27 protein-coding genes are annotated in these 24481 nt (G+C 43.8%); 16 read left to right on the top strand and 11 right to left on the bottom strand.

Translation table 11 applies throughout. The annotated features are described in order from the left end of the window. Nucleotides 1–10: 10 nt before the first annotated feature. Entirely contained in the window at nt 11–1210 is a 1200-nt protein-coding gene (locus J5X92_RS17935; RefSeq protein ID WP_126874038.1) for a helix-turn-helix domain-containing protein, read from the bottom strand. A gap of 199 nt (nt 1211–1409) precedes the next feature. Between J5X92_RS17935 and J5X92_RS17930 the strand changes: the two genes are divergently transcribed. Further along, nucleotides 1410–2336 (top strand): DUF2306 domain-containing protein, encoded by a 927-nt coding sequence (locus tag J5X92_RS17930; RefSeq protein ID WP_126874039.1) that lies wholly within the window; start codon nt 1410–1412, stop codon nt 2334–2336. Between the two features lie 179 nt (nt 2337–2515). On the opposite strand, the gene J5X92_RS17925 is transcribed toward J5X92_RS17930, so the two are convergent. Further along, the gene (locus tag J5X92_RS17925; RefSeq protein WP_013785342.1) at nt 2516–3238 is read right to left on the bottom strand and encodes a YebC/PmpR family DNA-binding transcriptional regulator; all 723 of its coding nucleotides are present in this window, start codon (nt 3236–3238) and stop codon (nt 2516–2518) included. 120 nt (nt 3239–3358) lie between these two features. Continuing rightward, entirely contained in the window at nt 3359–4456 is a 1098-nt protein-coding gene (zapE, locus tag J5X92_RS17920; protein WP_126872506.1) for a cell division protein ZapE, read from the bottom strand. A gap of 263 nt (nt 4457–4719) precedes the next feature. Between zapE and J5X92_RS17915 the strand changes: the two genes are divergently transcribed. The 3 genes from J5X92_RS17915 to J5X92_RS17905 all read left to right on the top strand — a co-directional run bounded on the left by J5X92_RS17915 (nt 4720) and on the right by J5X92_RS17905 (nt 7930). Continuing rightward, nucleotides 4720–5157, top strand: coding sequence for a DUF1043 family protein (locus J5X92_RS17915; protein ID WP_013785344.1), 438 nt, complete (start codon nt 4720–4722; stop codon nt 5155–5157). Between the two features lie 80 nt (nt 5158–5237). After that, the gene (locus J5X92_RS17910; RefSeq protein WP_126872505.1) at nt 5238–6605 is read left to right on the top strand and encodes a DegQ family serine endoprotease; all 1368 of its coding nucleotides are present in this window, start codon (nt 5238–5240) and stop codon (nt 6603–6605) included. A gap of 254 nt (nt 6606–6859) precedes the next feature. Continuing rightward, nucleotides 6860–7930 (top strand): trypsin-like peptidase domain-containing protein, encoded by a 1071-nt coding sequence (locus tag J5X92_RS17905; protein WP_041452585.1) that lies wholly within the window; start codon nt 6860–6862, stop codon nt 7928–7930. Between the two features lie 114 nt (nt 7931–8044). Here J5X92_RS17905 and murA read toward each other — a convergent pair whose 3' ends face one another. From murA to mlaF, 7 genes are all read right to left on the bottom strand, one after another. Then, nucleotides 8045–9307 carry a UDP-N-acetylglucosamine 1-carboxyvinyltransferase gene (gene murA, locus J5X92_RS17900; RefSeq protein ID WP_013785347.1) on the bottom strand — a complete coding sequence of 421 codons (1263 nt, stop codon included), beginning with the start codon at nt 9305–9307 and terminating at the stop codon, nt 8045–8047. 14 nt (nt 9308–9321) lie between these two features. Beyond that, complete coding sequence (locus J5X92_RS17895; RefSeq protein WP_126872504.1) at nt 9322–9579, bottom strand: BolA family protein; 258 nt, start codon at nt 9577–9579, stop codon at nt 9322–9324. 44 nt (nt 9580–9623) lie between these two features. Then, the gene (locus J5X92_RS17890; protein WP_126872503.1) at nt 9624–9932 is read right to left on the bottom strand and encodes an STAS domain-containing protein; all 309 of its coding nucleotides are present in this window, start codon (nt 9930–9932) and stop codon (nt 9624–9626) included. Then, nucleotides 9929–10594 (bottom strand): ABC transporter substrate-binding protein, encoded by a 666-nt coding sequence (locus J5X92_RS17885; RefSeq protein ID WP_126872502.1) that lies wholly within the window; start codon nt 10592–10594, stop codon nt 9929–9931. Before J5X92_RS17885 ends, J5X92_RS17890 begins: the two co-directional genes overlap by 4 nt. Nucleotides 10595–10692: 98 nt before the next feature. Then, complete coding sequence (gene mlaD / locus J5X92_RS17880; protein WP_208806228.1) at nt 10693–11166, bottom strand: outer membrane lipid asymmetry maintenance protein MlaD; 474 nt, start codon at nt 11164–11166, stop codon at nt 10693–10695. A 9-nt stretch (nt 11167–11175) separates the two neighbouring features. Beyond that, a complete protein-coding gene (mlaE, locus tag J5X92_RS17875; protein WP_013785352.1) occupies nt 11176–11952 on the bottom strand; it encodes a lipid asymmetry maintenance ABC transporter permease subunit MlaE in 777 nt (258 codons plus the stop codon). Then, a complete protein-coding gene (gene mlaF / locus J5X92_RS17870; protein ID WP_126872501.1) occupies nt 11949–12749 on the bottom strand; it encodes a phospholipid ABC transporter ATP-binding protein MlaF in 801 nt (266 codons plus the stop codon). Before mlaF ends, mlaE begins: the two co-directional genes overlap by 4 nt. Nucleotides 12750–13184: 435 nt before the next feature. Here mlaF and J5X92_RS17865 point away from each other — a divergent pair, with 435 nt between their 5' ends. From J5X92_RS17865 to mgtE, 12 genes are all read left to right on the top strand, one after another. Further along, nucleotides 13185–14141 (top strand): calcium/sodium antiporter, encoded by a 957-nt coding sequence (locus J5X92_RS17865; protein WP_129740554.1) that lies wholly within the window; start codon nt 13185–13187, stop codon nt 14139–14141. Next, nucleotides 14141–15115: a KpsF/GutQ family sugar-phosphate isomerase gene (locus J5X92_RS17860; protein ID WP_013785355.1), complete on the top strand. Its 975-nt coding sequence runs from the start codon at nt 14141–14143 to the stop codon at nt 15113–15115. Before J5X92_RS17865 ends, J5X92_RS17860 begins: the two co-directional genes overlap by 1 nt. Further along, entirely contained in the window at nt 15115–15681 is a 567-nt protein-coding gene (kdsC, locus tag J5X92_RS17855; RefSeq protein ID WP_208806227.1) for a 3-deoxy-manno-octulosonate-8-phosphatase KdsC, read from the top strand. Before J5X92_RS17860 ends, kdsC begins: the two co-directional genes overlap by 1 nt. Next, nucleotides 15678–16256 (top strand): LPS export ABC transporter periplasmic protein LptC, encoded by a 579-nt coding sequence (gene lptC / locus J5X92_RS17850; protein ID WP_013785357.1) that lies wholly within the window; start codon nt 15678–15680, stop codon nt 16254–16256. The genes kdsC and lptC overlap by 4 nt, the downstream gene beginning before the upstream one ends. After that, the gene (gene lptA, locus J5X92_RS17845) at nt 16225–16788 is read left to right on the top strand and encodes a lipopolysaccharide transport periplasmic protein LptA (protein ID WP_013785358.1); all 564 of its coding nucleotides are present in this window, start codon (nt 16225–16227) and stop codon (nt 16786–16788) included. Before lptC ends, lptA begins: the two co-directional genes overlap by 32 nt. 2 nt (nt 16789–16790) lie before the next feature. Then, nucleotides 16791–17516, top strand: a complete 726-nt coding sequence (gene lptB, locus J5X92_RS17840; protein WP_013785359.1) for an LPS export ABC transporter ATP-binding protein — start codon at nt 16791–16793, stop codon at nt 17514–17516. Nucleotides 17517–17591: 75 nt separating this feature from the next. Further along, entirely contained in the window at nt 17592–19076 is a 1485-nt protein-coding gene (locus J5X92_RS17835) for an RNA polymerase factor sigma-54 (protein WP_013785360.1), read from the top strand. Nucleotides 19077–19105: 29 nt separating this feature from the next. After that, nucleotides 19106–19393: a ribosome hibernation promoting factor gene (gene hpf, locus J5X92_RS17830; RefSeq protein ID WP_013785361.1), complete on the top strand. Its 288-nt coding sequence runs from the start codon at nt 19106–19108 to the stop codon at nt 19391–19393. Between the two features lie 8 nt (nt 19394–19401). Then, nucleotides 19402–19845 carry a PTS IIA-like nitrogen regulatory protein PtsN gene (ptsN, locus tag J5X92_RS17825; protein ID WP_013785362.1) on the top strand — a complete coding sequence of 148 codons (444 nt, stop codon included), beginning with the start codon at nt 19402–19404 and terminating at the stop codon, nt 19843–19845. 38 nt (nt 19846–19883) lie between these two features. Beyond that, entirely contained in the window at nt 19884–20729 is an 846-nt protein-coding gene (gene rapZ / locus J5X92_RS17820) for an RNase adapter RapZ (protein ID WP_041453031.1), read from the top strand. Beyond that, entirely contained in the window at nt 20729–21001 is a 273-nt protein-coding gene (locus J5X92_RS17815; protein WP_013785364.1) for an HPr family phosphocarrier protein, read from the top strand. Before rapZ ends, J5X92_RS17815 begins: the two co-directional genes overlap by 1 nt. A gap of 158 nt (nt 21002–21159) precedes the next feature. Continuing rightward, nucleotides 21160–22518 carry a magnesium transporter gene (gene mgtE / locus J5X92_RS17810; protein ID WP_013785365.1) on the top strand — a complete coding sequence of 453 codons (1359 nt, stop codon included), beginning with the start codon at nt 21160–21162 and terminating at the stop codon, nt 22516–22518. Between the two features lie 37 nt (nt 22519–22555). On the opposite strand, the gene J5X92_RS17805 is transcribed toward mgtE, so the two are convergent. Then, nucleotides 22556–24430, bottom strand: a complete 1875-nt coding sequence (locus J5X92_RS17805; RefSeq protein ID WP_208806226.1) for a cache domain-containing protein — start codon at nt 24428–24430, stop codon at nt 22556–22558. Nucleotides 24431–24481 lie beyond the last annotated feature (51 nt).

Below are 24481 nucleotides of genomic sequence, written 5' to 3'. Positions count from 1 at the left end.
ACTGCTGTTTTTATAGGATTGGCACACTACAATTCATTGTGCTTCCCTGCTTTCTATATTCATTTGGCATTTGCCCTGAAATAGCTTTAAACACCCGATTGAATGTTGCTAAGGACGAGAACCCACTCTCCAATGCTATTACCAAAATGCTCCATTGCTGGCATTCGTTGCTTCGTAATAATTGCTTAGCGTGTTTTACCCTGAACTGATTTACGAAAAGGTTGAAGTTGGCAGTAGCAAAATAGCCTCTGATGACCTTGCTTACTTTGTATTCCGACGTGTTCAACGCTTGCGCTAAATGAGCAATTTTTAAGTTTGGCTGCAGGAATATTTGTTCTTGATGAATTAACCTATTTATTCCTTTCACTATAGACATATCAATGGCTTCATCTTGTTGTATTGCACCGCCCTCACTGCAAGTGCTAGTGAGACAAGAAGAATCAGACATGCCGCCATTTAATGATTGACTAGCTGTGTCAGCGTTAACTTGATTTCGTGGTTCATTCTGTTGTTGTTTTTTTATTTGGCCGCTAAGTCGAACACTCATTTTTTGCGCGTGAACCACGTACTGAATAGCGCCAAGAATTAGCATTGCCGAAGAACATATTAACCAGGGTGCGTAATATTCAATTTCTGAGGGCGTGAATAGAAACTTAGGTAATATTGAAGAATTAAATAAGCCTAGGAAAAAGGCAGTGGCAAAAACAATCGACTGGCGCTTTTGTGTGGTATTTTTGTTCTCGAACCCGCGTAGAGCTTCCCAAAAAGACAACGCTAAAATGCTTGATGAAAGCAAAGTCGTAATTTCATTCATTCCCTGTTTAAGTTTAAGCATCTGTGCTTGGTTTAGCAGGTGTGGAATATCGCTCGATACTACTAAGTGCCACGTTTGATTAAATATCACTAATCCTGCAATCACAAATGCGACTGCAAAGTGCCTACGACTTAAGGGGTTGTGTTCTCGAAATAACGTTCTTGCAATTAACCAAACCACATTGCATGTCGCACAGGTTGCTAGCCCAATAACATATTGATATACACCAAGGGTGTCAGCACTCAATTTCTGCGTGGCCATCATACAAAGCGATGCACTAAATATGGCAACTAAATAGTCTACCGATTGCTTATCTTTTTTAAGTGCATGAGTAAGCATTGTGCTCAAACTACAGCACACTAAAAGGTAATAAGGTAACTCGTTATGCCATGCCACAGGGGTTCTACGCCTTAATATATAGCTCTGCCCTCAGTGTAAGAAGAATCACCGCCAAGCACAAAAGAACTTTGTTAAGGAGTATGTCAAAAGCCCCAACTTAAGGTATTCATTTTTCGAATTTGAGAAGAATGAGCCCTTATTTTCTATACGATAGAGGGACATTAGAGGGCAAAGCATTTATTCAAGAGGCAAAGATATGTTGGCGAAAAGTACCTTAGCACCGGTTTCTCTTAAACCTGACCCCCCAACTCCCGATCCACTAACACCCACTACTGCGACACCCACTAGCTTATCAGCCGCATCGAAACTTTATGAGGCGAGTCAGAAAATAGCATTTTCTTGTTTGCTCATCGCACAAGCTTTTTTTGTTAGTTATCTGATTGCAGGCTATGGCTTTACAGTTGTGACTGTTGGAGTATCTCAATGGAATCGCTTTAATAGCACGGCCTATGTTGCGGGCGACTCACTTGGCAATGGGATGTACGCCGCGCATGTTTTATTGGCGATAGTAATGATTATTGGCGGAAGCTTGCAGCTAGTACCAGCCATTAGGCGTAACTATAAAACGTTTCACAAATACAATGGCCGGCTTTTTGTCACCCTTGCGTGCAGTATCTCGCTAGCGGGCATGTATCTCCTGTTATCTCGGGGTACCGTTGGGAATCCTTTACTACATGGGTTAACGGCTTTTTCAGGCGTGATGGTGATTGTAAGTAGTTTCTTTGCGATTCGTGCCATAAGAAACGCTAACGTGACGCTGCATCAAAGGTGGGCGCTACATTTGTTTTTAGCCGCCAATGGCGTGCTCTTTTTTAGGTTATTCATATTCGCTTGGATGACACTTTTTGGCACCCTTGGCATTAATACTGCCGACTTTACTGGTCCTGCCGTAATAAGTGTAAGTGTACTGTCTTACGTAGCCCCTCATATTATTGTGCAGTTAATTTGGGTAGTTAAAGTAACTGCTACCGACCGTGCTACTGGCAGTGCTGCTGGCAATACTAATCGAGTATCCCTACTCAAAAACCTAATAAGCGTAACGCTGCTTGTTGTCTCTGCTGTGTTTATTATTGGTCTTTTTGGCTTAACATTAGGGAGTTGGTATCCCGCCGTTGTCGCCTAGCTTTACCTTAGTAAATGACCCTAGGAATTGGGCCTAGGAAATAGAGCCAGAAAATAGAGGCTGTGTGAATCTAGACTAAAAGCACTCTGTCCCCCATTCCTCTATTACTTTTGCCAAGCCTATACAAACGAAAAAGCCCTCAATCATAGAGGGCTTTTAAAGAGTAGATCGTGTTCGGTCTAGTTCGGTGTTATACCGTTATGGTAAACATCTTGTACGTCGTCACAGTCGTTCAGCATGTCCATGAATTTTTCAAACATTGGCATGTCTTCTTCGCTGATTTCTGATTCCGTTTGCGGGATCCAACTCATCTCTTCTGCATCAAAGCTAATATCTGGGTAAGCTTCAGTAAGCGCAGTTTTAACTTGGAAGTACTCAGTATGCGGTGCATAAACGGTAATTTTTCCGTCTTCGCCTTCCACTTCAGTCACATCAACATCCGCTTCCATTAAGACTTCCAAAATAGCGTCTTCGTCGTCACCATCAAACTGGAATACCGCTTGATGATCGAACATGTGCGATACCGCACCTTGAGCGCCAAGCTTTGCATTAGTCTTAGTGAAGCAGTTGCGTACTTCTGTAATGGTACGGTTAGCGTTATCAGAAAGACAATCCACAATTACCATGCAGTTGCCTGGACCAAAGCCTTCATAACGCATTGGTTGGAAATCTTCACCTGCGCCACCAGCGGCTTTATCAATCGCTTTATCGATAACGTGACCGGGTACTTGGTCTTTTTTCGCTTTTTCCATTAAGCGACGAAGCGACAAGTTAGTATCTGGATCGGCGCCGCCGTTTTTAGCGCACACGTAAATTTCTTTACCGTACTTAGAATACACTTTAGTTTTCGCGCCAGCGGTCTTGGCCATGGCGGCTTTTCTTACTTCGAATGCTCTTCCCATCTTAAGATTCTCTTTTTTACAAATGGAGTTCTGCCATCAGTAGCAGAAAAAATTGGGCAAATTCTACCGATTTTATGCCCAACAATACAGTGCCACGGGCACTCTCGCTGTTTTTATTGGTTAAGGTAAGTGCTCAGTAGCTAAGTATTCGTGCGATTGCATTTCGCTCAAACGACTTAAACAGCGTCTAAATTCAAAGTTTAGCAGCCCCTCGCCGTACAAATTTTCCATCGCAACTTCGGCAGAAATAATCAGCTTTACGTGGCGTTCGTAAAATTCATCCACCATGGCAATAAAGCGGCGTGCAACGTCGTCGTTGTGTTGCCCCATCACCTTCACATTAGCCAGTAACACTGAATGGTAACAACGACTTAGTTCTATGTAATCACTTTGGCTTCGTGGGCCACCGCAAAGTGCATTAAACTCTATCATTAACACACCATCGGCATCTCTAAGCGTGTCTATTTGCCTATTATTAACTTCTATCGTTTCGTTTTCAGAACCCGCTTCAGGCGCCAACTGAGCAAAGTAACCATGCAAATTCTTAATCGCTTCACCATCTAATGGATAATGATAAATTTCAGCTTGCTCAAGAGTACGAAGACGATAGTCCACGCCACTATCTACGTTTATTACTCGCGTATTCTGATTGATTAAATCGATCGCAGGTAAAAAGCGTGCTCGCTGAAGGCCATTTTTGTACAAGTCATCCGGTACAATATTTGATGTCGCCACTAACACAATGCCATAACCGAAAAGTTCTTCCATTAGCGTGCCTAAAATCATGGCATCGGTAATGTCCGATACAAAAAACTCATCGAAACAAATCACCTTGGTTTCTTTCGCTAACTTGGCAGCAATCGTTTTTAATGGGTCTTGTGCGTTTGTAAGCTGCTTAAGCTCGTCATGAATTCGGTGCATAAACCGGTGAAAGTGTACTCGCATTTTATTTTCGAACGGCAGGCAGTCGTAAAAGGTATCTACCAAGTAGGTTTTCCCTCTGCCTACGCCGCCATAAAAATAAATGCCTTGAATGCCTGCGTTCTTTTGACCTTTACCAAACGCCGACTTAAGTTTTACCCGCCAGGTATGCTTTCTCTCTGGCTGGGTTAACTCGTCGAACAAACGTTGTAATTCTTTAACTGCATTTTCTTGTGCTGCATCGTACTGAAACTCAGGCGACGTCAAATCTGCTTGATATTTTTCCCATGGCGTCATCGCCTATTCCACTCCCGCAAAATGTCAATAGTGGCCGTGGCTGCACCGACCTGCTTGAAATTATCAATTATGACCTTAATTTTAATGGAAATCACGGTAGAATCGCACCTAGTTAATTTGCATAGCTCGTATAAACACAATTAATGCGATCTCTATGCGCTTTTCATACCGGCTCTTGCTATATTCAAGTAATGGTCGAATGCATTAAGTAGCACGTATCAAGGTGTACTTAATGTGAGTAGTACGTTAATTCGGAGAATAGAATGGAACTGTTAGTGTCTCTTGCTTTACTAGTGGTGGGTTTAATCATTGGCTTTTTTATAGGTCGTTTTGTACAAACCAAAACGGGCGGGAATAGTGCGGCTCAAACTGAGCAACAAGTGAAAGAGATATTAGCTCAGCAAGCTCAACATCATATTCATCAAACTCGTCAAAGCCTTGAAGGTATTGAAAGTCAGTGCGAAACACTGAAGCAACAAATTGAAGAATACGAAGCATTGCTCACGCAAAGCAGTGACGATGAAGACGCTAAAGTCCCCTTCTATGGTGAACAAGCGACGTCTTACCTTCGCAACAATTTAAAAAGTTCTGAAAAGTCTAAAGTGAATAAAGTTTCCGACACCCAACCAAAAGATTTCGCAAATTCAGGGTCGGGGCTATTTGTCGGCGGTTCTGAGCAATCTACCGCAGACAAATCATAATTTAGGAACTTTTTCAGTTATTTCAGAGTCTTTAGTTAAATGATTCAATATCGCAATAACCTGAAGGAGTATAAGCGAGCATGAAAGTGTCTTTTCGTCAGTATATCGTGGCGTCTGCAGTATTAGTAAGTTCTCTTGGCTTTAGCGTGAACTCTTATGCGGCATTGCCGTTCTTTTCAGATAAAAAGGATGAGGTGCCCTCTCTAGCGCCCATGCTAGAAGAAGCGACCCCTGCGGTGGTGAGTATTGCTGTTGAGGGAACGCAAACTTCTCGTCAGCAAGTGCCAGAAATGTTTCAGTATTTTTTCGGCGCACCGCAAGAACAGGTTCAAGAGCGACCGTTTAGGGGCCTTGGCTCTGGTGTTATTATTGATGCGGATAAAGGCTATGTGGTAACGAACAACCACGTTGTCGATAATGCCGATGAAATTACTGTCAAGCTTACCGATGGCCGTGAGTTTAAAGCGAAAAAACTAGGCTCTGATGAACAAAGTGATATCGCTTTATTAAAAATCGACTCAGATGATCTCACTGCATTGCCGTTAGCCGATTCAGATGCACTACGAGTGGGTGATTTTGTGGTCGCTATCGGTAATCCTTTTGGTCTTTCACAAACGGTTACCTCGGGTATTGTGAGTGCATTAGGCCGCTCGGGTTTAAACATTGGAGGTTATGAAGATTTCATTCAAACCGACGCTGCGATTAACCGTGGAAACTCTGGTGGGGCTTTAGTTAGTTTGCGCGGCGAACTTGTTGGTATTAATACCGCTATTTTCGGTCCTAACGGCGGTAATGTGGGAATTGGCTTCGCTATTCCTAGTAACATGATGAAAAGCTTAGTCGATCAAATTGCTGAGTACGGTGAAGTTCGACGTGGTCTATTAGGTATTCTAGGCAGTGACATAGACGCTGGTCTTGCAGAAGCCATGAATGCTGATGTTAATATTGGAGCATTTGTAAGCGAAGTAACCCCAGACTCCGCTGCTGACAAAGCAGGTATCAAAGCGGGTGATATCATTACCGGTATTAATGGTAGAAACTTGCATAGCTTCCAAGAGTTGAGAGCTAAAATCTCTAGCATGGGAGCAGGTGCAGAAGTTGAACTTACCATTATGCGTAAAGGTAAGGAAATGAATATGGATGTGGTACTTGGCGATGCTACACAATCAACCGTCACGGCTGCACAAATTCACCCTGCATTGGAAGGGGCGACCTTAACGAATGGCACTGATGAAGCAGGTAATGCGGGCGTGGTGATTTCTGAACTGGCTAACGGCAGCCCCGCCGCACGTATTGGCTTGAAGCCTGATGATATTGTGATGGGCGTGAACCGCCTACGCACGCCATCTGTGGCTGAGTTTAGAGACGCGTTAGATAAAGCAAAAGGGGTGATTGCCCTTAATGTTAAACGCGGTAACTCTACGCTTTACTTATTGATTCGTCAGTAGTTGTAGCAAACTTATGCATTAAAACAGCGCCCATAGGCGCTGTTTTTTTGTGCGTAATTTAGTGAAAATGTGGGTTTGTCGTAAAATGCTTATACCCAATCGGATTAAAGACGACAGATTGACGGATAAGGTGATATCCTTTAACTTAATCAAATAAAAAATACCATTAACACATAGCCTTATTTTGCCATCTATTTTGGCTCAAATTTGTGGGCTGAAGTGCTTTGGCATTAAAAACAACGTAAGTGTGGCTTGTGACTGGCAGCTCGATAGTTAATTTCATCATAAAATCAATATTCCTTGGAACAATAGTAGCCTTGCTTCTGTTGTTTTTACTGCCGGATTTACGTCAAGGTAGCGGCCTGACACAAGGACTTTTCACTGAGCCCTCTGTGAGTGCTAGCCGTGAGAGCTATTTTGCCCCCTTAAGCCGCTCTGCCCCTGCTGTAGTGAATATTTATAGTGTCAGTATCGAGAACGACACTGGGTTGTTTCGTAATCAGCCTAGAGAGCGCGCCAGTTTAGGTTCAGGCGTAATCATGACCGAAAACGGCTACATTCTTACCTGTCACCATGTGGTAGAAAATGCTGATAGTATTTATGTTGCAGTACAAGACGGAAGAATTCTGGAAGCACAAATAGTTGGTAACGATCCACTTACCGATTTAGCAGTATTGAAAGTTACTGCAGACAACTTACACATTATTCCCCAAGTTTCTGAGCCAGATATTCATGTAGGTGATGTGGTAATGGCTATCGGTAACCCCTTCGATTTAGGTCAAACGATTACTCAAGGTATTGTGAGCCGCGCTGGACGCAACGGTCTATCTAACTACGTTGATTTCATTCAAACCGATGCCGTGCTGAACCAAGGTAATTCGGGCGGTGCACTGGTTGATAGCAACGGTATATTGCTGGGTATTACCAACGCAAATTTCCAGGTACGTGATTCTCGTAATCGTGTTCGGAATGTAGATGGTATTAACTTCGCGGTACCATACGAACTCGCTAAGCGAGTGATGGACAAAATTATCAATAACGGCCGTGTTATTCGTGGTCAACTAGGATTTATTGGTGGTGAGTACCGAAATCGCCCTGGAATTGAAGTTACAGCGGTGGCTAACGGTAGCGCTGCTGATGAAGCTGGCTTGCAACCAGGTGACATTATATTAGCCATTGACGGCATCCGGTTAGAAAGTGCATCTAAAACGTTAGACATGATTGCAGAAACTGCGCCTGGTACTACTTTAGAGCTTGAAATTAGCCGTGGTGGTAACCCGCTTACTATTAACGCTTTAGTTGCTGAGCTGCGTGCCCAAGAATAAGGCGCTGTAGCGCAAGCCTACGCTTACAAGCAAAAGCTTTTATATCAAGCACAAAAAAGCGCCTTATGATAAATAATCATAAGGCGCTTTTTTTATGAGCCGTTAATTAGCGCTTCATTCTTTTACACGCTCGATGTTGGCGCCAAGTGCACCTAGCTTCTCTTCAATGGCTTCATAACCGCGATCTAAGTGATAGATACGGTTTACATGGGTTTCGCCATCGGCAATAAGCCCAGCAATCACTAAGCTTGCAGATGCACGTAAATCGGTTGCCATTACAGGTGCGCCCTTAAGCGCAGAACTCCCTTTAGATACCGCAGAGTTACCTTCAAGGGCAATTTCAGCGCCCATGCGTTGTAGCTCTGGCACGTGCATAAAACGGTTTTCAAATATCGTTTCGGTAATAACACCTGTGCCTTCCGCAACGCAGTTTAATGTAACGAACTGGGCTTGCATGTCGGTGGGAAATGCAGGGTGTGGTGCGGTTTTAACGCGAACCGCTTTAGGTTGCTTGCCTTGCATGTCTAGCTCAATCCAGTCTTCACCTAAAGTGATAACCGCACCGGCTTGTTCAAGCTTATCGATAACAGCTTCTAACGTTTCCGGTGCAGCGTGAGTACAACGAATTTTTCCGCCAGTTACCGCAGCAGCAACTAAGAAAGTACCAGTTTCAATACGATCTGGCAGTACACGATAATCACAACCATTTAGGGTTTCTACCCCTTCAATCGTAATTTTATCAGTACCTGCGCCAGAAATAACCGCGCCCATCTGAATAAGACAGTTAGCTAAATCGACAATCTCAGGCTCACGTGCGGCATTTTCTAGCACGGTTGTGCCATCTGCCAGCGCCGCTGCCATCATTAGGTTTTCAGTAGCACCAACGCTCACCATGTCCATGAAGATGCGAGCACCTTTTAAACGGCCATCGACTTCAGCGCGAATATACCCTTCGTCTACTTCAATTTTAGCGCCCATCTTTTCAAGGCCAGTCAAATGAAGATTAACAGGGCGTGCACCTATCGCGCAGCCGCCAGGAAGTGATACGTTTGCTTTACCTTGCTTTGCAAGCAAAGGGCCTAACACCAAAATAGAGGCACGCATGGTACGCACTAATTCATATGAAGCTGTAATGCTTTGCAGCGTACTTGAGTCTAACACCACGTCATTCGCAGCAGGTTGTGCTACTTCAACGCCTAGCTCTCGTAGTAGTGCTACTGTGGTATTAATATCACGCAGTCGAGGCACGTTGGTATAACGACATGGCTGGTCGCTAAGCAAACTGGTCATTAGTAGTGGTAACGCAGCATTCTTAGCACCGGAAATACGCACGGTTCCCTGTAGTGCAGGGCCTTTCTTTATAACAAGTTTATCCACGAAAAAAGACCTGCTTACTGAGGAATGTGAAACTGGCGCTCACGCTCCCAGTCTTTTACTGAAAAGGTTTTGATGGTAATGGCATGCATAGACCCATCTGCAATCTTATCTGATAAAGGTGCATAAACAGCCTGCTGGCGTTTAACGCGGCTCATTTCATTAAAAATATCGCCTACCGCGATAATGTTGAAATGAGAACCTTCGCCTTTTACATGAACTTCATGAAGCTCTAGGGCGTCGGTGAGAATTTTTTCAATTTCGGACAATTCCATAACTTACTTCTTTACCTGCTTGTTCTTTACCTAGCTAATTAGGATCATTCTACTGGTAAAAAGCCATCAACGTCGCTTATTTTAGCCAGTTTACGTAATTTTTCTGGGAGTTCACGCAAGCTAACATTAATCCCCTCACGCTTTCCATCCCTAATTGCGTTTAATATCCAAGCTAATCCAGCACTGTCTACTCGCTCAACATCGCCCAAATCTATACAACACGTGCCGGCTTTAGCCAATATAGCGCTTTGCGATGAGGTTAAACTTTCAAAAAAATTTTTAGACAGAGTGTCACGATCTAAATGACCGTGCACGCTGACTTGGGCGTTATCGTTAACCTGAAAAAGGCTCACGCACTCTCTCCGTCAAAATCGATAGGCTCATCTTGGTTTAGCTCAACAGGCTTACCAATCTTATCTCTCATTAGCGCAATCACTGCATCAATACCGTCTTGACGAAGGATAGATTCAAACTCGCTGCGCTTACTATTTAGCATGCTGATACCTTCAGCTACCATGTCGTATGCTTTCCACTCATTTGTTTTTGAGTCTCTACGTACTTTAAACGCAATTTTGATTTCTGGGCGCTTAGGATCTTGTACTACGGCGCGAACCGTTACTGATTTTTTATCATCAAACGATGACTCAGGCTCAAACTGAACCGTTTGGTTGTCGTAGTAGCCCATAGCTACCGCGTAAGACGTAATAAGATATTGTCTGAATACGGTAATGTATTCACCCATTTTTTCTTGTGGAACCGATTTAAAGTGCTTGCCCAATACCATGAAAGCAGCAAATTTATAGTCGATATGAGGGACTAGCTCTTCTTCCATAATGGTGCGCAACATTTCAGGATCAGCTTTAACCGCTTCTTGGTTCGCTTTAATTCTATCGAAGGTTTTAGAAGCAACGCCTTTAACCAATTCATACGGGTTTTGCTCGTTGATTTCTTGAGCTTGCGCCATTCCCACTAAAGAGAACATCAACACACTCATTATTACCATTAACTTTTTCAATGCCTATCTCCTGAAACTAAATTCTTATTACAACAGACCTGACAATTCCCTTTTTGGTTTCATCAGGTCTTTATTAATTCTAATTAACCTTCGTATTCTTATTCTTCGTCACTACCGCGACTAAATAAGAATTGCCCTATCAAATCTTCTAATACCAATGCCGACTTCGTATCTTGCAAATAATCGCCGTCTTTAAGATTTGCTACCCCGTCAAACGAGAAACCTGGCTGGAAGCCAACGTATTGCTCACCCAGCAGGCCAGAAGTCAGGATTGAAACTGAGCTGGTTTCTGGAAAGCCGTCGTAGCTTTTCAAAATCAATAACTCTACTACGGGCGTGAAGTCTTCTTGATCAAGTGTGATGGAAGAAACTCGACCAACGTTCACACCCCCGACCTTTACAGATGACCGTGCTTTCAAACCACCGATGTTGTCGAATTTAGCGTATAGGGTGTAGGTATCACCATCGCCGCCTACCGATTGATTAGCCACTTTTAGTGCCAGCAACATAACTGCACCAATGGTTAATACAACGAACATGCCAACCAATACTTCAGATTTATATTTATTCATGACTCAACCCTACTCAATGCCAAACATAAGGGCGGTAAGCACGAAGTCCAGCCCTAATACTGCTAATGAAGAATACACTACAGTTTCTGTAGTAGCTTTGCTGATCCCTTCCGATGTAGGAATAGAATCGTAACCTTTAAATATGGCTATCCAGGTGACAACCAAGGCAAAAACAAGGCTTTTAATGATGCCGTTTACCACATCTTCGCCCCATTCCACCGTAGACTGCATAATTGACCAATAACTGCCAACATCTACACCCAACCAATCAACGCCCACTAGGTGACCGCCTAAAATACCGACCGCACTGAATATCAGCGCTAGCATTGGCATTGAAATGATGCCCGCCCAAAAGCGCGGCGCGACAATACGTCTTAGCGGGTCAACCGCCATCATCTCTAAACTGCTAATTTGTTCAGTTGCCTTCATTAAGCCAATTTCCGCAGTTAGTGCAGAACCAGCTCTACCAGCAAACAATAATGCGGTAACTACAGGACCAAGCTCACGAAGCAGCGATAACGCCACCATAGGGCCTAAGCTACCTTCAGCGCCGTAATCAACTAAAATAGTATAGCCCTGCAACGCCATTACCATGCCAATAAACAATCCTGACACGATAATAATTAACAAAGACTGAACGCCCACCACATGAACCTGTTTAATGGTAAGCGGAATGTTTTTTAATCTAGGAAGGGCAAGTAGCGCTCCCATTAACATGTAGGTAGCACGGCCAATGGCAGTTAACTTGCCAATGGTTTTAGCGCCTATCGATTGGAAGAACTTCATTTATCCCCTCCGAAAAAGGTATTTTCTATATCCGGAGCAGGGTAATGAAACGGCACAGGGCCATCGGCTTTACCTTTTAGGAACTGCTGAACCAGCTCTGAGTCGCTTTCTCTAATTTGCTGCGCGGTTCCTTCACCAATTACCCGTTTGTCTGCCAAAATATAAATATAATCGGCAATAGTGAGCACTTCAGTCACGTCGTGGGTTACCACTACGCTGGTTAAGTTTAGTGCGTCATTAAGCCCTCTGATTAATTTAACCAGTACACCCATTGAAATCGGATCTTGGCCGGCAAAAGGTTCATCGTACATAATAAGGTCTGGGTCTAACGCAATAGCTCTGGCTAATGCTGCACGACGTGCCATACCGCCAGAAAGTTCGCTTGGCATGAGTTGCGCTGCGCCTCTTAGGCCTACAGCCTGTAGCTTTAATGCGACAGTTGTGGCGATAAGATCTTCCGATAACTTGGTGTGTTCACGCAGCGGAAACGCCACATTGTCAAAAACGGTCATGTCTGTGAACAAAGCACCGCTTTGAAAAAGCATGCTCATTCGACGACGTGCTTGATAAAGCTCTTTACGGCTCATAGCGACAACAGAGTCGCCATCAAACTGTATATCACCTTCATCTGGTGTTAATTGCCCGCCAATAAGGCGCAGTAAGGTGGTCTTCCCTATACCGCTGGGGCCCATAACGGCCGTAATTTTTCCTTTCGGAATGCTCAGCGTAATACCGTCATAAATAACACGGTCTGCGCGTCGAAAGGTTAGGTTGTCTATCTCGACTAAATGGTCCATAGCGATTTTATTTATCGACCCTTGAATAATAAGTGATACCAGCAAAGCAAGTAATGATGCACATCACTCACTTCCTATAGATGTAAGGTTTAAGCTACTTAAGTCGCCTTTAACGCTAAACTGTTTTCCATAACGGCTTTACATAACAGCTAAAGCCAAGGCAAGTTCTATGCCTTTGAGTACGTTAAATCGATAAAGTTTACTGAGCAGTGTAATTTAGTGACATTGTACGCTTTTTCAAGCGCGGCACAAAAGCAAAACGTTACAAGTTATGTTCGATTTATTCGAATTTAGAAAATTCGAATGATTTTCAATCAGTAACCACGATCAAAGGGGCACTTAATACCACCTTTGCTAAAATAAGCGATAGTTCCCATAGGCAAATGGCATTGTTTTTGCGACAATCTTGTGAAATTCCTAACTATGCTGGTTGTTGTGCTTTTAAACGTAGTCATTTTTTTAGTTGGACTGATTGTACTTAGCTGGAGTGCAGACCGTTTTGTTTACGGTGCATCAGCGTTCGCCAAGAATATTGGTATGGCGCCCATGATGATAGGCTTAACCATTGTCGCAATGGGGTCGTCTGCACCTGAAATTGTGGTGTCAGCCGCGGCATCTATTAACGGTAATATGAATACGGCCGTAGGTAACGCATTAGGCTCAAATATTACTAATATTGCCCTTGTGCTTGGTATTACTGCACTAGTCAAACCGCTTCTTGTTGCGTCCTCTACGTTAAAGCGTGAACTCCCTGCTCTGCTTGTTATTACCGTCATCGCTGTTGCTTTTCTTTTCGATGGAGAACTGACTCACCTTGAAGGCATCATCCTTATTAGCCTCTTCGTGATTGTTTTGGGTCTAATGGGCTGGCTATCTATGAAAGTAGATAAAGAAGACCCATTAGTAAGTGAGACGACAGATGAAATTCCTAACGATGTACCCACCTCTTCCGCTGTTTTCTGGATTGTCGTTGGTCTAATACTGTTACCGTTAAGTGCACACTTCTTAGTGGGTTCAGCGGTAGAAATAGCCCAATACCTAGGTATGTCAGATTTAGTTATCGGCTTGACCATTATTGCGTTGGGCACAAGTTTGCCCGAACTGGCTGCCAGTATTGCTGGTGTGCTTAAAGGGGAAGATGACCTAGCGTTAGGCAATATTATTGGTTCTAATATTTTTAACTTGCTAGCTGTACTAGGCATGCCTGGCCTAATAGCGCCTGGCACATTAGACCCTGATGTGTATAACCGCGATATGTTCGTTGTGCTCGGGCTAACCCTATTGCTATTTTTGTTTAGTTTCACCTTAATGGGCAATCGACGAATAAGCCGAAGAAATGGCGGCTTATTGATTGCTTGCTTTATTGGTTATCAATTTTGGCTTTTTGCGTAATGTCACAAGAAAATAGCTTCATCACTTCAGCCAAGCGCGTTATAGAGATTGAAGCGCAGGCAATTTCAGCGCTTTCATCGCGTATGAACGATGATTTTGTTACCGCATGTAATTTATTACAAAACTGTGTGGGTAAAGTTGTCGTGTGCGGAATGGGTAAATCAGGGCATATTGGCCACAAGATTGCTGCAACACTTGCCAGTACCGGAACGCCGTCGTTTTTCATGCACCCAGGCGAAGCCAACCATGGCGACTTAGGCATGCTAAGCAAAGGTGATGTGCTACTCGCTATTTCTAATTCTGGTGAAACCGCAGAGCTAGTTAATTTACTGCCCATTGTGAAGCGATTAAATGTACCTGTTATAGCAATGACCAACAGCGTAACTAGTTCGTTAGGACAGCACGCAGACGTGGTATTGAATATTAGTGTAGAAAAGGAAGCGTGTTCTTTAGGGTTAGCACCTACCTCTAGCACCACCGCTACCTTGGTAATGGGTGACGCCCTTGCCGTAGCCCTACTAGATCGCAAAGGTTTTACCTCTGACGACTTTGCGCTTTCCCACCCGGGTGGCAGCTTAGGCAGAAAATTACTGCTGAAAGTGAGTGACATCATGCTCACAGGTAGCGAATTACCCTTGGTAGACGAAAACGCCCTGGTTGCAGAAGCACTATTGGAGATATCCAAAAAGGGGCTGGGTATGACCGGGGTTATCGATAGCGATGGTGTTTTAGTCGGAATTTTCACCGATGGTGATTTACGTCGTATTTTAGATGCCCGCATAGACTTGCATACCGCCACGGTTACGCAGGTGATGACCAAAGGCGGTAAAACAACCATGCCTGAACAACTCGCCGTAGAAGCGCTAAATGTAATGGAAACTCATAAGATAAGTGCGCTTATGGTAACGGATGATGCCCGCAAGCCTGTGGGCGCATTCAATATGCACATGCTACTTAAAGCGGGAGTTTTATAATGAACGACACCCAAACAGCCGTAAATACACTTTATACCGCTATGCCAACGGCGTTGTATTCCTCGTTAAAACAAGTTCGATTATTAGTTTGTGATGTAGACGGTGTGTTTTCAGATGGCCGTATTTACCTTGGTAATGCTGGCGAAGAGTTAAAAGCATTTCATACCCGTGATGGCTATGGTGTTAAAGCGCTTGTGAATTCAGGTGTGGCAGTGGCGGTTATTACGGGCAGGCGTTCTGCCATTGTCGAAAATAGAATGAAAGCACTGAATGTCGCACACATTGTGCAGGGTGAAGAAAATAAATCTGACGCCCTTGCTGAACTGATGGCTCGCTTATCACTTAAGCCCGAGCATGTGGCGGTAGTAGGTGACGATATGCCTGATACGGGCATGTATCCTCACGCTAATGTAAAAATTGCGGTAAAAGACGCCCACCCTGCGGTTGCACAGCAAGCGAATTGGATCACCACGTTGCCCAGCGGCTTCGGGGCCGTTCGCGAAATATGTGACACCTTGCTTCAAGCAAACGACAAGCTACACGGAATTCAAGGTGCTAGCGTATGAAGGTATTAGGTTTTGATCGATTAGGCTTAAGTATTTCGGTGTTATTTATATTGGCATCCGCCCTGTATATCCCTATTTGGATGGACGAAGACCCTGCTCAGCAATCTGATCAAGGGCCGGACGCATTAAAGCCTGCATATAAAGCCAAAAACCTAACGACCACCTTATACAATCAAGAAGGACAGCTAAATCACAAAGTATTTGCAGCGTCGATGGAACATTACGACCAATTGGGCTTTGTTTTATTCCAAAAGCCCAGATATACATTGTATACCGACGATGCACAGTCACCGTGGGAAGTTACCGCGACAGAAGGCACTTTGTATAATAACGAATTGATACAGCTAGAAAATAATGTCGTTATTGAAAACCAAAGTGTCGATGACTTTGTAAGAACAATACGCACAGCGTTTATAGAGATAAACCTGTACACTAAGCAAATGACATCTGATCAGCCCGTGGAAATACGTGGCTTACAATATGTGATTAACAGCAATGGGTTTAACGCTAATTTGCGTACCCAGGAATACGAGTTAATAGACCATGTACAAACCATTTATTCGCCTAGCCACTAAAGCATTAGCGACTAGCCTCGCTGTTAGCCTATTTGCTACTGCGGCTATAGCGGCTGAAAGCGACTTTAATAAACCGATTAAAGTTGACTCGAAATCGCAATTTGTTGACGGTAAAAACAAAACCTCATTGTTTAAAGATGATGTACGGATTACTCAAGGTTCTTTGGTGATAAATGCCGATGAAGTTGAAGTGATTGCCAGCGAAGGTGATGGACGAGAGATATTCGTGGCTCGCGGCAAACCAGCCAGCTATTCGCAAAAACTTGAAGACGGTGCTCCTGTCACAGCGAAGGCCAACGAAATTCGCTATGAAGTAGTAAATCGAACTATTTCTTTACAAGGAAATGCTGAGCTACAGCAAGACACCAGTAAAGTACAAGGTGATAAGATTACCTTCGACATGGTCACTGAACAATTACTTGCAACAGGCGGCGAAGACGGCGAAGGTGGCAGAGTCACTACCGTATTTACCCCTGAGGCAATACGTAAAGCGTCATCGAATAACGAAGACGATAAGGCGGACGACAATTAATCATGGCAACGTTGAGCGCACAGAGCCTTGCAAAGGCGTATAAAGCACGTCAAGTGGTTCGCGATGTAAGCTTATCAGTATCGACGGGGCAAATCGTTGGATTACTCGGCCCGAATGGTGCCGGTAAAACGACTACCTTCTACATGATTGTTGGCTTAGTTCCTCTAGATAAGGGCAAAATCAGTATTGATGACAGCGAATTAACCCACGAGCCCATGCACGAACGTGCTCGCCGCGGTATTGGGTATTTGCCGCAAGAAGCCTCTATTTTTAGAAAATTGACGGTGTTTGAGAACATCATGGCTATCTTGCAAACCCGTAAAGGGTTAAGTTCATCAGAACAAGAACAAGAAGCCGATGCGCTACTTGATGAATTTAATATCAACCATATACGTAATAGTACGGGTATGAGTTTATCCGGTGGTGAACGCCGCCGAGTAGAAATCGCACGAGCATTAGCAGCCGATCCGCAATTTATTTTGCTTGATGAGCCATTTGCTGGTGTTGATCCTATATCGGTTAATGATATAAAGAAGATCATTCAACATCTTCGTGACAGAGGAATTGGAATCCTCATCACCGATCACAACGTAAGAGAAACACTGGATGTGTGTGAGAAAGCGTATATTGTGAGCCAAGGCGAACTCATCGCGCAAGGGACGGCAGAACAAGTTTTAAGTAATCAGAAAGTAAGGGATGTATACCTAGGAGAACAATTCAGGCTATAGTTACTGTAACCGAATTGTCATTTTCAGTTTTAAGCACGGGTATATTCACAACAAGAGTTTAAAAATAAGACGTAGATGAAACCATCTTTACAGCTAAAGTTCAGTCAACAACTTACCATGACACCGCAGTTGCAGCAGGCAATCAAGCTGCTGCAGTTGTCTACGCTCGACCTGCAACAAGAGATTCAGGAAGCACTTGACTCAAACCCTCTTTTAGAAGTTGAAGAAGGCGGTGATGACCACCCTGTTGAGAAAAACAACATGGACGGCGACGACCCTTCTGTAGAAGCTGCTCCTACTGCTTCTAGCGATTCATTAGAAGCTGGTGACGCGCTTGAAAAGAACGATCTTCCCGACGAGTTGCCAATCGACAGCACATGGGATGAGTATTACTCGGCCTCTTCTGCCCCCGCTCCTGGCCCATCGAATAATGATGACGACCAATTGTTTCAGGGTGAAACCACCGACAATATTCAAGACCATTTGCTTTGGCAGATGCGCTTAACCCCGTTTTCAGATACAGACCGCGCCATTGCTACCGCCATTATCGACTCAATTGATGAATCTGGTTACCTTAACGTACCCATTGAACAGATTTTAGAATCGGTAAACTCTGACGATGTTGAAGAGTTGGTAGAAATGGACGAAGTTGAATGTGTACTAAAACGTATTCAAATGTTCGACCCTATTGGTTCAGGTTCACGTACACCGCAAGAATGTTTGCTCGTGCAGCTTCGCCAGTTCTCAGACGATACGCCATGGCTTACCGAAGCCAGACAGCTTATTAATGAGTACTCAGACCTGCTGAGCAGCAAAGATTACCGTACGTTAATGCGCAAGAGTCGTTTGAAAGAAGATCAACTTCGCGAAGCCATGCGCTTATTGCAAACGTTGAATCCTCGTCCTGGCAGTGCATTAATTACTAAAGAACCCGAATACGTTATTCCTGATGTTTCGGTAAACAAAAAGAATGGCCGTTGGGTAGTAGAACTTAATCCCGACAGCTTGCCAAAATTAAGCGTAAATCAACAATACGCTGCCATGAGCCGACGCTCTAAAAACAGCAGCGATTCGCAATTTATTCGCTCGCATATGCAAGAAGCCAAGTGGTTTATAAAAAGCCTTGAGTCAAGAAACGACACCTTGATGAAAGTAGCAAACTGTATTGTGCAGCAACAAATGGGCTTTTTCGAGCACGGCCCAGAAATGATGAAACCAATGGTGCTAAATGATGTCGCAGAAATGGTAGATATGCATGAATCCACCATTTCACGAGTCACCACGCAAAAGTATATGCATACCCCTCGTGGCATTTTCGAGTTGAAATATTTCTTCTCTAGCCATGTAGCAACGGAATCTGGTGGTGAGTGTTCATCTACCGCTATTCGCGCACTAATTAAAAAGCTTGTGGCAGCGGAAACGCCCAGCAAGCCATTAAGCGATAGCAAGATTGCTCAATTGTTGGCCGAACAAGGCATTAAAGTAGCCCGGCGAACAATAGCAAAATACCGGGAATCGTTATCGATTCCGCCGTCAAACCAACGCAAAAGCCTTATTTAAAGGCCTTGATAATTTAAGGAAGACGAAATATGCAAATCAACCTTACCGGTCATCATGTCGAAATTACTGATTCTTTGCGTAGCTATGTCGATACTAAGTTCAGCAAACTAGAGCGTCACTTTGATCACATATCTAATGTGCATGTCATCCTGAACGTCGAAAAACTCAATCAAAAAGCCGAAGCCACCATGCACCTTAGCGGCGCAGAAGTGTTTGCTTCATCTCATAATACAGACATGTATGCGGCGATAGACAGCATGATCGACAAACTCGACAGGCAAGTTATCAAGCATAAGGAAAAGCTGAAAAAGCACTAAATATTAGTATGGAAATTCAAGCCATAGTAAGTTTGGACCGCACCGAGTGTGCGGTTCAATGTAACAGTAAAAAACGTATTCTAGAGATTATTAGCGACATTGCTGCTAAAAATAATCCCGACATCGATCAGGCTAGTGTATTAAATAGTCTACTAACCCGTGAACGAATGGGGAGTACGGGTATTGGCAATGGTATTGCTCTGCCCCACGGTCGATTACCGGGCTTAGAACACGTTATCGCCATTATTGTAACCAGCAACCCTGCCATCGATTTTGATGCGCTTGACGATCAGCCCGTAGATATATTCTTTGCCCTATTAGTGCCAGAAGAGAAAACAGAAGGTCACTTACAAACACTCGCTACCGTGGCGGGTAAGCTAAGTGATAAAGAAACGGTGAAAGCCATTAGGCGGGCCTCCACCAGTGATGACATCATTACGGCTTTAAGCTAAAAAAGCACTGCACCATATTTTAAAAGGGAGAAATGCAGGTGAAACTGATTATTATCAGTGGTCGATCCGGTTCAGGAAAATCAGTTGCGCTACGTGCCCTTGAAGATTTAGGTTACTATTGCGTAGATAATATTCCGGTTAACCTTCTCCCTACTCTGACCCATACCGTGGTTGATGAATATGACCAAGTTGCGGTAAGTATCGATGTAAGAAACCTACCCAAAAATCCAGCGGACTTGGTAGAGATCTTAGATTACCTACCCTCATCGTGGTCTATGACCATTGTGTACATCGACGCGAGTGACGATGTACTGGTGAAGCGTTTCAGCGAAACCCGCCGATTACATCCGCTAGCTAAGCTCAACAAATCTTTATCTGAATCGATAAAAGCCGAATCAGACTTACTTGCGCCTATTGTTGAGCGCGCCGATTTGTATATTGATACGGATAAACTCACTATTCATCAACTCGCAGAGCTTATTCGCGAGCGAATTCTAGGCAAGAAAAGCTCTCGCCTAGTATTGGTGTTTGAATCGTTTGGCTTTAAGCACGGTATCCCCAAAGACGCCGACTATGTATTTGACGCCCGCTTTCTCCCCAACCCGCATTGGGAACCCGATTTAAAACACTTAACTGGCTTAGATGCCCCCGTAGAAGTATTTTTAGGTTCCCAGCCTGTTGTAACCAAATTTATTTGGCAAATTCAGAACCTAATCACTACATGGCTGCCACACTTAGAACGCAATAACCGTAGTTATGTCACCATTGCGATTGGTTGTACCGGCGGTCAGCACCGCTCAGTATTTATTGCTCAATCGTTAGCGAAAACCTTTGGCGAAATGCATCCCGATGTACAAATTCGCCACCGCGAGTTAAATCAGTAATGACAATCGAAAAAACACTTACCATAGTCAATAAATTGGGCTTACACGCCCGCGCTGCCACACAGTTGGTTCAATTAGCCAATCAATTTGACGCAAAAATCGTGTTGGTGAAAGGCGATAAGAAAGCCGATGCTAACAGTGTGCTGGGCTTAATGATGCTGGAAAGCCACCAAGGTGAACAGGTAAACGTTGTGGTTGAAGGTAATGATGCCGAAGCGGCATTAAACGCCATTGAAACGTTAATTGAAGGCCGTTTCAACGAAGACGAATAATGCAGCTTCCAATACGACTGAGAAATTCTGCTAAAAGCCGTCTATAATTTCACCATACGGCTCGTAATTGTCTGTACCTACTGCGCTTTTGTCATGACAGCGTCATGGCAAGTGCGATATCCTACCATTATTGAAATTCCATTTTTTAGGCGAAAGCAGTGGCAGAAGCGCTGGTCTCAAAATACGTACAAAGCCAACTAAGGGCACTAAATGGCGCGTTGAATAATGGCCAATTTGTTTCTGTACGTAAGCTTCTGCTTGAATTACCCCCATCTGATGTTGCACACATTCTAGAATCTAGCCCCAGTCGTACTCGTGACGAGTTGTGGGAGCTTATCGATGGTGATTTCCATGGTGATATTTTAGAAGAACTCTCTGACGACGTACGTAACGGTATCATCACCAAAATGCTGCCTGCTAACGTGGTAGACGCGTTAGAAGAGATGGATACCGATGACTTAGCGGTTACCCTTAGTAGTCTGCCTGAGCCTGTATTACAGGACATTCTAGACTCTATGGATGCACAAGACAGGGTACGTGCTGAACAGGCATTGTCTTACGGCGAAGAAACTGCCGGTTTCATTATGAATACCGACACCATTACACTTCGCCCTGATGTCACCATTGATGTGGTCCTTCGTTATATTCGCCTCAAAGGTGAATTACCTGAAAATACCGATACCTTTTATGTGGTTAACCGCACCGATAATTTGGTGGGTATTGTACCGGTAACGCGATTACTCACCGCTGAGACTGAAGCCAAAGTGTCTGATGTGATGGATGAAGAGTCTGAAGCGATTCCTGTGCATATGCCAGATGATGAAGTGGCGAGCTTATTCGAGCGCTATAACTGGCTATCGGCCCCCGTGGTTGATGAGAAACACCGCTTAGTCGGCCGAATTACCATTGATGACGTGGTAGATATTATTCGTGAGGACGCTGAGCACTCCATGATGAGTATGGCGGGTTTAGATGATGACGAAGATACTTTCGCCCCTGTGCTTCAAAGTACCAAACGACGCTCCGTTTGGTTGGCTGTAAACCTGGTTACCGCGCTAATGGCAGCCATGGTAAGCGACTTGTTTGAAGCAACGCTAAGCCAATTGGCCGTACTTGCCATATTGAACACCATAGTACCAAGCATGGGCGGTGTTGCCGGAAACCAAACCCTTACCCTTGTTATTCGCGGTATGGCGCTTGGGCACGTTAATGCCAACAACTCCCGCTGGTTAATAAGCAAAGAGATATCTATTGGCTTCTTAAACGGTGCTATTTGGGCAATCTTAATTGCTTCGGTAATAGCGCTTTGGAAACAAGACTACATGTTAGGGATTATTATTGCCTTTGCCATGCTGGTTAACATGATAGCCGCAGCAATGGCAGGCGCTACTTTGCCGCTCATCATGAAGCGTTTGAAAATAGACCCTGCACTAGCAGGAAGCGTAATTCTGACCACCATCACTGATGTGGTGGGTATATTTGCGTTCTTAGGCACTGCGACCCTGTTTTTAATGTAATGCCGCGACAATCGTGTAGGCGTTGTTCTAATGCTATTTAGCTTGGCATCATGATGAACGCCACCACATCGTTTTGATAATCACCGGTTGTTTTGTACTCTCTATACCCTTTAGACGCGGCAATACCAATTGCGTATTTCTTACCTTGGTAATTTGTAATTCGAGAGTCTTTCTCGCCGTTTTTTAAACCTAAAAGTGTGTCGTCTATCTCGATAACGTCCCCCACCTGCTGAGGGCTACCTTCGGTAGCAGAAATAATCATCCCATCACGCTGGCAAAACATGCCAAAACACCCGGTTACAGTATGCCCACTTTCATCTTTAAGTAGCGAGTCGTTTAACATTTCAGTGAATTGTGGCCCACTGTCAAACACAATTCCTATACCGCCAAATACGTTGTTTTGTTCTAAACTGGTGATTGATGCGTTGTAGATGTAGGTGTGCTTATTATCGTACTGCGCGCTAGGAACAAATTTCGACACGGAATATTTTTGTGAATCTGTACAACTCAACGCATCTATAGCGCCGCTCTGTGTATCGACTTTGTCTCCAATGACTGACGCATGGTCTTTGTTAGATACCGCGACAATAATGCCATTTTTGTCATAAACGTATAAATTGGTGTAAACCGTGTATAGGTCATTAATGTAACCAAGAATATTTGAAATTTCTTGCTGAGCATCAGGCCCTACGGTGGGAAGTTGCAAGTACTGTCGAAACACAGTGGTAAGCGCCCACCAGCGACAATCGTTCGCTCTCTCGTACAGATTTCTGTCCATAATATCTACTGCTAAGCTTGCGCAAAACCTTACGTCACCAAGCCGTGCGCTTATCACTGTAGATTGTAGGTTATCGATAGAGTCAGAAAAGATTAACGCGATACTCTCACCGGTCGATTTGATCTCAGAAAGTACAGGCATGAATTCAACAGCATTATTACGCGCTGCTGCAATAATGCCATTCAATACCACTAAACTCAGATCGTCATTGATTAACATCGACGTTTTGAATATTTGCTTTAAATCATCAGAAAAGAGTTGAGAATTGAGTAACTGACAAGAGTCTGTTTGAGGTTTTCCAGTTTCTTTTGAATGCTTAAAAGCATCGTTGAGTGGCGTCATAGCTACACCCTGCCAAGATAAACCTTTAAAACCTTGGTATCCCTTAGTTTCCGACGTTGTAGATATATAGCTTTTATTTTTTATGGTGATTAAATCAGGAGACCCACTGTTAGGTATTTTTTCACCCACTTTAAACTTTTGTGAATGGCTAGTTGCCATGACTTCTCTGCTTTCAGACAAAATCATAATACTACTGGCGGCACGTTCAGATTGTAAGTTGCTAAAAATTGACTGCATTTCATCGTCAAATTTGAAGCATAGACAAAGAACACCTAGTGCTTTGGCATCTTTTTCGTTACTTTCCTTAATGACACACGAATAAATTAATGAATTGCGCTTGTGAGGCTGAAGATCTGAATAACGAAAAGTTTCTGTATAGTCATCTGTAGACGCCAAGGTTTTTGAAATTAGCGGATCTTCGCTAAATTCAATTGAGCTATCAATATCCAAATTAGCCTTAACCCGCCCCTGGGTATCGAGAAGAACAATCTCATCATATACGCTATATTTTTTTACGTATTCCGCTAAACGGTGGCGAATATTTTCAATGTCTTCGACTTGCCTATCGGTGTGAAGCAAGAAAGCTCGGATATCATCATCAGTAGCCAAAAAGCCTACATCGGCAGTACGCTCAAACAAATTTCTAATCAGAATATCGATAGCGACTTGAGATTTATTATGATCGTCAGCCAAACGCGTCAATAAATGCTCTTTCATCAGGTTTTGAATGAGCCGACCTTGTAACTCAGAAAATTTCTCTTTGGTGCTAGGGCCTGTTGATCTTTGCTGCATATATTTCACTCAGCAGTACATGGGTAGCCACATCATCGAAAATGCCAGTGA

The organism is Alteromonas sp. K632G (assembly GCF_017653625.1).
In the GTDB taxonomy this organism is placed as follows: Bacteria; Pseudomonadota; Gammaproteobacteria; order Enterobacterales; family Alteromonadaceae; genus Alteromonas; species Alteromonas naphthalenivorans.
Note: the sequence above shows the minus strand (reverse complement) of the source record. Positions and strands in the feature narration are given on the sequence as shown.

What these genes read in the sequence shown, in the direction of transcription:
- kdsC (WP_208806227.1), top strand. Translation starts at nt 15,115, where the DNA reads ATGAACGACACCCAAACAGCCGTAAATACACTTTATACCGCTATGCCA.
- J5X92_RS17925 (WP_013785342.1), bottom strand. Translation starts at nt 3,238, where the DNA reads ATGGGAAGAGCATTCGAAGTAAGAAAAGCCGCCATGGCCAAGACCGCT.
- lptC (WP_013785357.1), top strand. Translation starts at nt 15,678, where the DNA reads ATGAAGGTATTAGGTTTTGATCGATTAGGCTTAAGTATTTCGGTGTTA.
- J5X92_RS17835 (WP_013785360.1), top strand. Translation starts at nt 17,592, where the DNA reads ATGAAACCATCTTTACAGCTAAAGTTCAGTCAACAACTTACCATGACA.
- J5X92_RS17915 (WP_013785344.1), top strand. Translation starts at nt 4,720, where the DNA reads ATGGAACTGTTAGTGTCTCTTGCTTTACTAGTGGTGGGTTTAATCATT.
- J5X92_RS17930 (WP_126874039.1), top strand. Translation starts at nt 1,410, where the DNA reads ATGTTGGCGAAAAGTACCTTAGCACCGGTTTCTCTTAAACCTGACCCC.
- lptA (WP_013785358.1), top strand. Translation starts at nt 16,225, where the DNA reads ATGTACAAACCATTTATTCGCCTAGCCACTAAAGCATTAGCGACTAGC.
- hpf (WP_013785361.1), top strand. Translation starts at nt 19,106, where the DNA reads ATGCAAATCAACCTTACCGGTCATCATGTCGAAATTACTGATTCTTTG.
- mlaD (WP_208806228.1), bottom strand. Translation starts at nt 11,166, where the DNA reads ATGAATAAATATAAATCTGAAGTATTGGTTGGCATGTTCGTTGTATTA.
- J5X92_RS17910 (WP_126872505.1), top strand. Translation starts at nt 5,238, where the DNA reads ATGAAAGTGTCTTTTCGTCAGTATATCGTGGCGTCTGCAGTATTAGTA.
- J5X92_RS17860 (WP_013785355.1), top strand. Translation starts at nt 14,141, where the DNA reads ATGTCACAAGAAAATAGCTTCATCACTTCAGCCAAGCGCGTTATAGAG.
- J5X92_RS17815 (WP_013785364.1), top strand. Translation starts at nt 20,729, where the DNA reads ATGACAATCGAAAAAACACTTACCATAGTCAATAAATTGGGCTTACAC.
- mlaE (WP_013785352.1), bottom strand. Translation starts at nt 11,952, where the DNA reads ATGAAGTTCTTCCAATCGATAGGCGCTAAAACCATTGGCAAGTTAACT.
- ptsN (WP_013785362.1), top strand. Translation starts at nt 19,402, where the DNA reads ATGGAAATTCAAGCCATAGTAAGTTTGGACCGCACCGAGTGTGCGGTT.
- zapE (WP_126872506.1), bottom strand. Translation starts at nt 4,456, where the DNA reads ATGACGCCATGGGAAAAATATCAAGCAGATTTGACGTCGCCTGAGTTT.
- J5X92_RS17895 (WP_126872504.1), bottom strand. Translation starts at nt 9,579, where the DNA reads ATGGAATTGTCCGAAATTGAAAAAATTCTCACCGACGCCCTAGAGCTT.
- mlaF (WP_126872501.1), bottom strand. Translation starts at nt 12,749, where the DNA reads ATGGACCATTTAGTCGAGATAGACAACCTAACCTTTCGACGCGCAGAC.
- lptB (WP_013785359.1), top strand. Translation starts at nt 16,791, where the DNA reads ATGGCAACGTTGAGCGCACAGAGCCTTGCAAAGGCGTATAAAGCACGT.
- J5X92_RS17805 (WP_208806226.1), bottom strand. Translation starts at nt 24,430, where the DNA reads ATGCAGCAAAGATCAACAGGCCCTAGCACCAAAGAGAAATTTTCTGAG.